9 protein-coding genes are annotated in these 9,026 nt (G+C 69.5%); 6 read left to right on the top strand and 3 right to left on the bottom strand.

The window, feature by feature from the left end; translation table 11 throughout:
* The 3 genes from Q2100_RS17230 to lipL all read left to right on the top strand — a co-directional run.
* Nucleotides 1-806 (top strand): methylmalonyl-CoA mutase family protein (locus tag Q2100_RS17230; RefSeq protein WP_302915054.1); only part of this gene is annotated, 806 nt, incomplete at its 5' end.
* A 21-nt stretch (nt 807-827) separates the two neighbouring features.
* Nucleotides 828-1,805, top strand: coding sequence for a methylmalonyl Co-A mutase-associated GTPase MeaB (gene meaB, locus Q2100_RS17225; protein WP_302915053.1), 978 nt, complete (start codon nt 828-830; stop codon nt 1,803-1,805).
* Between the two features lie 74 nt (nt 1,806-1,879).
* Nucleotides 1,880-3,145, top strand: coding sequence for an esterase/beta-lactamase LipL (gene lipL / locus Q2100_RS17220; RefSeq protein ID WP_302915052.1), 1,266 nt, complete (start codon nt 1,880-1,882; stop codon nt 3,143-3,145).
* A gap of 16 nt (nt 3,146-3,161) precedes the next feature.
* Here the strand turns inward: lipL and Q2100_RS17215 are convergent, their stop codons facing one another.
* Both Q2100_RS17215 and Q2100_RS17210 read right to left on the bottom strand, forming a co-directional pair.
* Nucleotides 3,162-3,896, bottom strand: coding sequence for a hypothetical protein (locus Q2100_RS17215; protein ID WP_269894324.1), 735 nt, complete (start codon nt 3,894-3,896; stop codon nt 3,162-3,164).
* A 44-nt stretch (nt 3,897-3,940) separates the two neighbouring features.
* The gene (locus Q2100_RS17210) at nt 3,941-4,303 is read right to left on the bottom strand and encodes an XRE family transcriptional regulator (RefSeq protein ID WP_264013868.1); all 363 of its coding nucleotides are present in this window, start codon (nt 4,301-4,303) and stop codon (nt 3,941-3,943) included.
* A 136-nt stretch (nt 4,304-4,439) separates the two neighbouring features.
* On the opposite strand from Q2100_RS17210, the gene Q2100_RS17205 reads away from it, so the two are divergent.
* Together Q2100_RS17205 and ileS are read left to right on the top strand one after the other, a co-directional pair.
* Nucleotides 4,440-5,099, top strand: a complete 660-nt coding sequence (locus tag Q2100_RS17205; protein ID WP_264013869.1) for a hypothetical protein — start codon at nt 4,440-4,442, stop codon at nt 5,097-5,099.
* A gap of 248 nt (nt 5,100-5,347) precedes the next feature.
* Nucleotides 5,348-8,491 (top strand): isoleucine--tRNA ligase, encoded by a 3,144-nt coding sequence (ileS, locus tag Q2100_RS17200; RefSeq protein ID WP_302915051.1) that lies wholly within the window; start codon nt 5,348-5,350, stop codon nt 8,489-8,491.
* A 91-nt stretch (nt 8,492-8,582) separates the two neighbouring features.
* On the opposite strand, the gene Q2100_RS17195 is transcribed toward ileS, so the two are convergent.
* Complete coding sequence (locus tag Q2100_RS17195) at nt 8,583-8,795, bottom strand: RNA-binding S4 domain-containing protein (protein WP_264013871.1); 213 nt, start codon at nt 8,793-8,795, stop codon at nt 8,583-8,585.
* Nucleotides 8,796-8,858: 63 nt separating this feature from the next.
* Here Q2100_RS17195 and Q2100_RS17190 point away from each other — a divergent pair.
* The coding region (locus Q2100_RS17190) for a Y-family DNA polymerase (protein ID WP_456094141.1) at nt 8,859-9,026 on the top strand (168 nt) is incomplete at its 3' end.

Genomic DNA, 9,026 nt, shown 5'->3' with positions numbered 1-9,026 from the left:
TGGCCAAGCTCGAACAGCTGCGGGCCGACCGGGATCCGGCGGCGGTCGAGGCCGCACTTGCCGAGCTGACCCGCGCGGCCGGCGAACACGGGGCAGCCGGCGGGCAGGAGCGTCGAGGGTACCTCCCGGCCGAAGGCCAGGGGGCCGACCCGGGGAACAACGCAGGGGAGGACGGCCTCGGCAACAACCTGCTGGCGCTGGCGATCAACGCCGCGCGCGCCAAGGCCACCGTCGGCGAGATCTCCGACGCACTGGAAAAGGTGTACGGCCGCCACCAGGCCGAGATCCGGACGATCTCCGGGGTCTACCGTGACGAGGTCTCGGGAGGAGGCGGAAACATCAGTCCATATTCGTCGGCCACCGAGTTGGTGGAGAAGTTCGCCGACGCCGACGGTCGCCGGCCGCGCATCCTGGTGGCCAAGATGGGCCAGGACGGCCACGACCGGGGCCAGAAGGTCATCGCCACGGCGTTCGCCGACATCGGTTTCGACGTCGACGTCGGCTCGCTGTTCTCCACACCGGACGAGGTGGCCCGCCAGGCCGCCGACAACGACGTGCACGTTGTCGGGGTGTCCTCGCTGGCCGCCGGGCACCTCACCCTGGTGCCCGCGCTGCGGGACGCGCTGGCCGAGGTCGGCCGTCCGGACATCATGGTCGTCGTGGGCGGCGTCATCCCACCCGGCGACTTCGACGAGCTCTACGCGGCGGGCGCGACCGCGATCTTCCCGCCCGGCACCGTCATCGCCGACGCGGCCATCGGCCTGCTGCAGAAGCTGGCCGAGCGGCTGGGCTACGAAATCGGCTAGGACCAGACCACCATCGGCTCGATGAGCACCAGCCCCGAGGACCTCGCCAACGCCGTCCGCAGCGGCGACCGGTCAGCGCTCGCGCGGGCCATCACACTCGTCGAGTCGACGCGCGCGGACCACCGCCAACGGGCGCAGGAACTGCTGCTGGAGCTGACGCCGGAGGCCGGCAGCGCCCTGCGCGTCGGGATCACCGGCGTGCCGGGGGTGGGGAAGTCGACCACCATCGAAGCGCTCGGCATGCACCTCATCGAGCATGGACACCGCGTCGCGGTGCTGGCCGTCGACCCGTCGTCCACCCGTACCGGCGGCTCGATCCTCGGCGACAAGACCCGGATGGCGAAGCTGGCCGTGCACCCCGAGGCATACATCAGGCCGTCGCCGACCTCGGGCACGCTCGGCGGGGTCGCGAAGGCGACGCGCGAGACGATCGTGCTGCTCGAGGCGGCCGGCTTCGACGTCATCCTGGTGGAGACCGTCGGGGTGGGCCAGTCGGAGGTGACGGTGGCCAACATGGTGGACACCTTCGTGTTCCTAACCCTGGCCCGCACCGGCGATCAGCTCCAGGGCATCAAGAAGGGCGTGCTCGAACTCGCCGACGTCGTGGTGGTCAACAAGGCCGACGGTGACCACGCCGTCGAGGCCAAGGCCGCCGCACGTGAGCTCGCCGGTGCGATCCGGCTGATCTATCCGCGCGAAACGCTATGGCGGCCACCGGTTCTCACGACGAGCGCCTTGACCGGTGCCGGGCTGACCGAGTTGTGGGACACCGTGCTCGAACACCGCCGGGTGCTCACCGAGGCCGGCGAGTTCGACGCGAAACGCCGCACCCAGCAGGTCGAGTGGACCTGGGCCATGGTGCGCGACACCGTGCTCGACCGCGTGCTGTCGCACCCGGACGTGAAGGCGGGCCGCAGGGAGATCGAGCGCCGGGTGCGCGACGGCGAGCTCACCCCCGCGCTGGCGGCACAGGAGATCCTCGACGCCGCCGGGTGGTGAGGCGCAAGAATTCGCTGGTTAACGACTCGGTAACGCCTGGTTTATTTGCCGGGGGTGCGAGTAAATTCGATTCTGTGACGGACGTACCCAAACGGGATCGCAACGCAGCGCTCCCGCACGGCGTTCAGGGCGCGGCAGACCGGAATTTCGCCTGCACCCTGCGCGGTTTCTCCCAGCTGTTCCCCGGCAGGCGGTTCGGCGGCGGGGCGCTGTCGATCTACCTGCACGGCGAGCCGGTGGTCGACGTGTGGACCGGGTACTCCGACCGCCGCGGCACCCAGTACTGGACGGCCGACACCGGCGCCATGGTGTTCTCCGCGACCAAGGGCATGGCCTCGACGGTGATCCACCGCCTCGTCGACCGCGGCCTGATCGACTACGACACGCCCGTCGCCGAGTACTGGCCCGATTTCGGCGCCAACGGCAAGTCGCACATCACCGTGCGGGACGTGATGCGCCACCGAGCCGGGCTGTCACAACTCAACGGCGTCGGCAGGGTCGACCTGCTCGACCATCTCGCAATGGAGCAACGGCTGGCCGACGCCCCGGTCAACCGGCTGCTCTACGGACACTCGGCCTACCACGCGCTCACCTACGGGTGGCTGATGTCGGGCCTGGCCCGCGCGGTCACCGGCCAGGGGATGGGCGATCTCATCCGCACGGAGCTGGCCGAGCCGCTCGGCACCGACGGCCTGCACCTGGGCCGCCCTCCCGCGGGCTCGGCCACCCGCGTCGCGCAGATCCTGGTGCCGCAGAACAGGATCGCCAACCCGGTGTTCAACTTCGTCGCTCCAAGGGTGGCCAGGCTGCAGTTCTCCGGCGGATTCGGGTCGCTGTACTTCCCTGGCATGAAGGCCGTCGTGCAGGGGGACATCCCGTTCCTCGACGCGGAGATCCCCGCCGCCAACGGCGTCGCCACCGCCCGCGGGCTGGCCAGGATGTACGGCGCCATCGCCAACGGCGGGTCGATCGACGGCACCCGCTTCCTGTCCACCGAGACCACGGCGGCCCTGACGGGCGAGCCGGATCTGCGTCCGGACCGCAACATCATGGTGCCGCTGGCGTTCCACCTGGGTTACCACTCGCTGCCGTTCGGGGTGATGCGCGGCTTCGGCCACGTCGGCCTCGGCGGATCACTGGGATGGGCGGACCCGGAGAGCGGTCTGGCTCTCGGCTTCGTGCACAACCGCCTGCTGACACCGATGCTGCTGGACATGGGGTCGTTCGCCGGCCTCAACGTGCTGATCCGGCGTGACGCGGCGCGCGCGGGCCGACGCGGCTACCAGCCGGTGCAGGACTTCGGTTCGTCGTTCGCCGTGGCCGAGACGGCCACCGGCTAGTACCGGGCGCCCGCCCTCAGCGGTCGGCGGGGGTGAACCACTTGGTTCTGATGCGCCAGGAGTGCGCCGAGGCCAACGCGAACCCGGCGCCGCATCCGCAGGCGAAGATCCACACCAGCGTGCCGCCCTCGATGGCCTGCAGGCTGGGCACGAAGGCGGTGGTGATGCGGACGATGCAGGCGAGGATCCCGCTGGCCGACGCCGCCAGGTAGACGTTGGCGATCCGGCGCGACCGCGGATCCTTGCGCAGGATCAGCAGCGCCCGCGACCCGTACGCCAGCAGGTAGATGAGGGTCCCGCAGAGCAGCAGCCAGTACAGGCTGAGCCAGAAGTCGGTCGGCACGTCGAAGAAGTCGGGCCGGTAGATGGCCGCGCCGTTGCCGATGGAGAACGTGGCCAGCAGCAGCGGGATGCACAGCGTCGCGGGCCGCTCCACGTACTGTTTGAACGACACCTGCATCGCGTGATCGTCGGCGAGGCGGCCGAGCGCGTTGTAGACGATCGCCGAGGCGGCCACGATGTAGCAGTCGTGGCCGATGTAGTCCTCGAGGTTCCACTTGCCGGTCAGCGCGTAGAGCCAGTGGCCGACGGTCTCGGACGCGAACGGCGACATGAGGAACACCGCCATGCCCTGCAAAGCGATGTTGAGGGTGGCCGCGACCTCCCACCGGCAGCCCCAGGTGACACGGCGGATCCACAGGCTCCACGCGATACACAGGAGTGTGATCGCGATCAGCGTTGCGAGGGCCATGGGACCGCTTTCCGGGCTGGGGATCGTCCAGCAAATTGTACGGCTTAGAGCGGCGGTGCGTCCGGGCGCGGCGCCATTTCCGACAATTTGATCGGCCGGGCCTCGGTCCTGGTCGCCTCGGTTACCGCCGTCGTCACCGAGAACGGGGCGGACTCGATGTAGCTCCACACCTCTTGGCGGCTCATCAGCCCGAACCGGATCTGCAGGTCCGGATAGCTCAGGGCGAACCGGTCGGAGACTCTGCGCAGCTCCTCGGCGTCGGGGTAGTCCTGCTCCTTGATGCGGCGGTAGTACGTGCTGCTCGAGATGCCGAGCGCGTCGTAGATGTCCTTGGCCTCGACATCGCCGTCCAGCAGGTAGTCGAGCAACGCCTTCAGCTGTCTGCCGTTCTCGTCAGTCCTGGGCACGTGTCCACCTTAGCGGCAGTTCCCGACATTGGGCAGTGGCAACCAGGAATAAGACGACAATGCCTTTATTGACAGTGCCGTCACAGTTTTGGCACGGGTCTCCCAAATTTGGGACACGCGGCGTAGCGTGGTCCGCATGGTCGCCCCATATCTCGCCCATTCGGCCCTCAACTCGACGGATTCGGTCGATCCCGCGAACATCCGCCTACGGATCGCGGACCGCGATGCGCCCGGCAGTCCGCAGGCCACCACCCGCCTGGCGATGCCGCTCACCGACATGCTGACGATGGAACTCGACGGCGCCGCCGGCAGCCTCGGCCTGGCGGCCGACGAACTGCTGCTCGCCGCGCTCGGCCGGACCATCGCCCGCACCATCGGCCACGGCGTGGTCGCCGTCGACGTCGCCCGCAACGGCAGGGCCGTGCTGCAACCGGTCGACCTGACGTGCGCCACCGAACGTCAGGTGAGCGCCGACGACGCGGTCGGCGCGGTGCACCGCGCACTCGCGGCGATGCCGCACCGCACCATCCGGCACGGCATCCTGCACTACTTCGGGTCCGCGCACCCCGCGTCGGAGCTGTTCTTCAACGATCTCGGTGAGCGCGCCGAGGCTCCCGCGGGGCAGCCCGTCGCCGGGCATGCCCTGGAACTGCGGCTGTACCGCACGGCCGCCGGCATCCAACTGGAGTGGTGGTACGACAGCAGCCGGTTCGACCGGGTGACGGTGCTCGAACTCACCGAGCAGTTCCCGTTCGCGCTCATCGAGCTGACCTCGGAAGCCACCGCCGCGGCCTGACGCTAGAATCGCCTCCATCGGCGCGGATCCGGACATCACCGGGGAGCCTCCGGAAGAACGGTCCCCGGCACGCGCCGGGTCCCAGTAGAACCGGACGGATGGGCCCGTCACAGCCCACAACGAGCGGCGCATCGCGAGGTGCGCAAGCGGGGTGGTACCGCGGCGTTCGCGCACCGGCGCGACGTCGTCCCCGTGCCTGAACGTGGCTTCCTCGACGGAGGCCACCACGTGGCACAGGAGACTACGCAGTGACCGCCTATCCCAAGCCGGCCGGTGGCGCGCCGAACTTCCCGGCGCTGGAAGCCGACGTCCTGGACTACTGGGACCGTGACGACACCTTCCGGGCGAGCCTCGCCCAGCGCGACGGCGCCCCGGAGTACGTCTTCTACGACGGCCCGCCGTTCGCCAACGGGCTCCCGCACTACGGCCACCTGCTGACCGGATACGTCAAGGACATCGTGCCGCGCTACCGGACGATGCAGGGCTACCAGGTCGAGCGCCGGTTCGGCTGGGACACCCACGGTCTGCCCGCCGAACTCGAGGTGCAGCGCCAACTCGGCATCACCGACAAGGCGCAGATCGAGGCGATGGGCATCGAGAAGTTCAACGACGCCTGCCGCGCGTCGGTGCTCAAGTACACCGACGAGTGGCGCGACTACGTCACCCGCCAGGCCCGCTGGGTGGACTTCGACAACGACTACAAGACCCTCGACATCGGCTTCATGGAGTCGGTCATCTGGGCGTTCAAGCAACTGTGGGACAAGGGCCTGGCCTACGAGGGCAACCGCGTCCTGCCGTACTGCTGGAACGACGAGACCCCGCTGTCCAGCCACGAACTGCGGATGGACGACGACGTCTACCAGAGCAGGCAGGACCCGGCGCTGACGGTCGGATTCCCGCTGACCGGAGGCGACTTCGCCGACGCCCACCTGCTCGTCTGGACGACGACCCCGTGGACGCTGCCGTCCAACCAGGCCGTCGCGGTGAACCCCGACGTCACCTACGCCCACATCCGGGCCGCGGACGGCCGGCGATACGTCCTCGCCGAGGCCCGGCTGGCCGCCTACGCCCGCGAGTTCGGTGACGAGCCGGAAGTCCTCGGCACCTGCGCCGGGCGGGAGCTCCTCGGCACCGGCTACCTGCCGCCGTTCCCGTACTTCCATGCGCCGGGTTCCTTCGTGGTGCTGCCGGGCGACTTCGTCAGCACCGACGACGGCACCGGCATCGTCCACCTGGCCCCGGCCTACGGTGAGGACGACATGGCGACCTGCCAGGCGGCGGGAATCGACGCCGTCACCCCGGTCGACGCGAAGGGCCGTTTCGACGCCACGGTGCCCGACTACGCCGGTCAGCACGTCTTCGACGCCAACCCGCAGATCATCCGTGACCTGAAGAACGGCAGCGGTTCGGCGGGCGTCAACGGCGCTGTGCTGCTGCGGCACGAGACCTACGACCACTCCTATCCGCACTGCTGGCGCTGCCGCAATCCGCTGATCTACCGCGCCGTGTCGTCCTGGTTCATCAGGGTCAGCGCGTTCCGGGACCGGATGGTCGAACTCAACCAGGAGATCACCTGGTACCCGGAGCACGTGCGCGACGGCCAGTTCGGCAAGTGGCTGCAGGGCGCGCGGGACTGGTCGATCTCGCGGAACCGCTACTGGGGCACGCCGATCCCGGTGTGGACCTCCGACGATCCGGCCTACCCGCGGGTCGACGTGTACGGCAGCCTCGACGAACTCGAACGCGACTTCGGGGTGCGGCCGGACAATCTGCACCGGCCCTACATCGACGAACTGACCCGGCCCAATCCCGACGACCCCACCGGGCGCTCGACGATGCGGCGCATCGAGGACGTGCTCGACGTGTGGTTCGACTCCGGGTCGATGCCGTACGCGCAGGTGCACTATCCGTTCGAGAACCAGAAGTGGTTCGACGGCGTCAGCGGAGCCGACGGACACGGCGGCGCCGACGCGCACTTCCCGGGTGACTTCATCGTCGAGTACATCGGCCAGACCCGCGGCTGGTTCTACACACTGCACGTGCTGGCCACCGCGCTGTTCGACCGGCCGGCGTTCAAGACCTGTGTGGCCCACGGCATCGTGCTCGGCAACGACGGGCAGAAGATGAGCAAGTCGCTGCGCAACTACCCCGACGTCACCGAGGTGTTCGACCGCGACGGCTCCGACGCGATGCGGTGGTTCCTGATGGCGTCGCCGATCCTGCGGGGCGGCAACCTGGTCGTCACCGAGCAGGGCATCCGCGAAGGGGTCCGGCAGGTGCTGCTGCCGCTGTGGAACGCCTACACGTTCCTGGCGCTCTACGCCCCGAAGCGGGGCAGCTGGCGCACCGACTCGCCGCACGTGCTGGACCGCTACATCCTTGCCAAGCTGGCGCAGTTGCGCGACGACCTCACCGATTCGCTCGACACCTGCGACATCTCGGGGGCCTGCGACCAGCTGCGGCAGTTCACCGAGGCGCTGACGAACTGGTACGTGCGACGGTCGCGGTCGCGGTTCTGGGAAGAGGACGCCGACGCGATCGACACGCTGCACACCGTGCTGGAGGTGACCGGCCGGCTGGCCGCGCCGCTGCTGCCGCTGATCACCGAGGTGATCTGGCGCGGAGTGACCGGTGAGCGGTCGGTGCACCTCACCGACTGGCCCGCGGCCGGTGACCTGCCGCGCGACCCCGACCTGGTGGCCGCGATGGACCAGGTCCGTGAGGTGTGCTCGGCCGCGTCGTCCCTGCGCAAGGCCAACAAGCTGCGGGTGAGGCTGCCGTTGCCGAATCTGACGGTCGCCGTTGACAATCCGGCGGCGCTGGCGCCGTTCACCGATCTGATCGCCGACGAACTGAACGTCAAGGCCGTGCAGTTGAGCGACGACATCGCCGCCTACGGCCGGTTCGAGTTGACCGTCAACGCGCGCGTCGCCGGGCCCCGGCTCGGCAAGGACGTCCAGGCCGCGATCAAAGCGGTGAAGGCCGGCGCCGGAGTGGTGAACCCGGACGGCACGCTGACCGCCGGACCCGCGGTGCTGCAGCCCGGTGAGTTCAGCTCCCGCCTGGTGGCCGCCGACCCGGACTGGACGGCCGCACTCGCCGACGGGGCCGGGCTGGTGGTGCTCGACGGCGACGTCACCCCGGAGCTGGAGGCCGAGGGGTGGGCCAAGGACCGCATCCGCGAGCTCCAGGAGCTGCGCAAGTCGACCGGGCTGGAGGTGTCCGACCGGATCTCGGTGGTGATGTCGGTGCCGGCCGGGCAGGCCGAGTGGGCGCAGGCGCACCGTGATCTGATCGCGCGGGAGATCCTGGCCACCCGGTTCGACTTCGGTGACGCCGCGGACGGCGCCGAGATCGGCGACGGGGTGCGGGTCGCGATCGCCAAGGCGTGACCGGCGGGATTGACCCGCTCGATTTTGCACGCAGGGTCGTGACTGGAGACCCAGCACGACCATGGGCGCAAAAACGGGCGTTCGATGCGATTCAACCGCGCACGACGCGGGCGGACTCCGTGCCGATCGACACGGTGTCGCCGGGGCGCAACTGGCGGCCGCGGCGCACCTCGACGTCGCCGTTGACGCTGACCAGACCGTCGGCGATCGCGGCCTTGGCATCGGACCCGGAGTCGAGCAGCGAGGCCAGCTTCAGGAACTGGCCGAGCCGGATCGACTCGTCGACGATCGGCACCTCGTGCATGGACGTCAGGCTAGCGCCCTAGCATCGGCGGGTGTGGGCGCGCGGTGGGTGCTGCACCTGGACATGGACGCGTTCTTCGCGTCTGTCGAGCAGCTGACCAGGCCGACGCTGAAGGGCAGGCCCGTGCTCGTCGGCGGGCTCGGCGGGCGCGGCGTGGTGGCCGGCGCCAGCTACGAGGCCCGGGTGCACGGCGCGCGTTCGGCGATGCCGATGCACCAGGCGCGCCGCCTC

This window comes from Mycolicibacterium arseniciresistens, assembly GCF_030519285.1.
Classification (GTDB): domain Bacteria; phylum Actinomycetota; class Actinomycetes; order Mycobacteriales; family Mycobacteriaceae; genus Mycobacterium; species Mycobacterium arseniciresistens.
Note: the sequence above shows the minus strand (reverse complement) of the source record. Positions and strands in the feature narration are given on the sequence as shown.

Bases quoted from the DNA above. Each gene is read 5' to 3' on its own strand.
- Q2100_RS17195 (WP_264013871.1), bottom strand. From the start codon at position 8,795: ATGCACGAGGTGCCGATCGTCGACGAGTCGATCCGGCTCGGCCAGTTC.
- meaB (WP_302915053.1), top strand. From the start codon at position 828: ATGAGCACCAGCCCCGAGGACCTCGCCAACGCCGTCCGCAGCGGCGAC.
- Q2100_RS17205 (WP_264013869.1), top strand. From the start codon at position 4,440: ATGGTCGCCCCATATCTCGCCCATTCGGCCCTCAACTCGACGGATTCG.
- Q2100_RS17215 (WP_269894324.1), bottom strand. From the start codon at position 3,896: ATGGCCCTCGCAACGCTGATCGCGATCACACTCCTGTGTATCGCGTGG.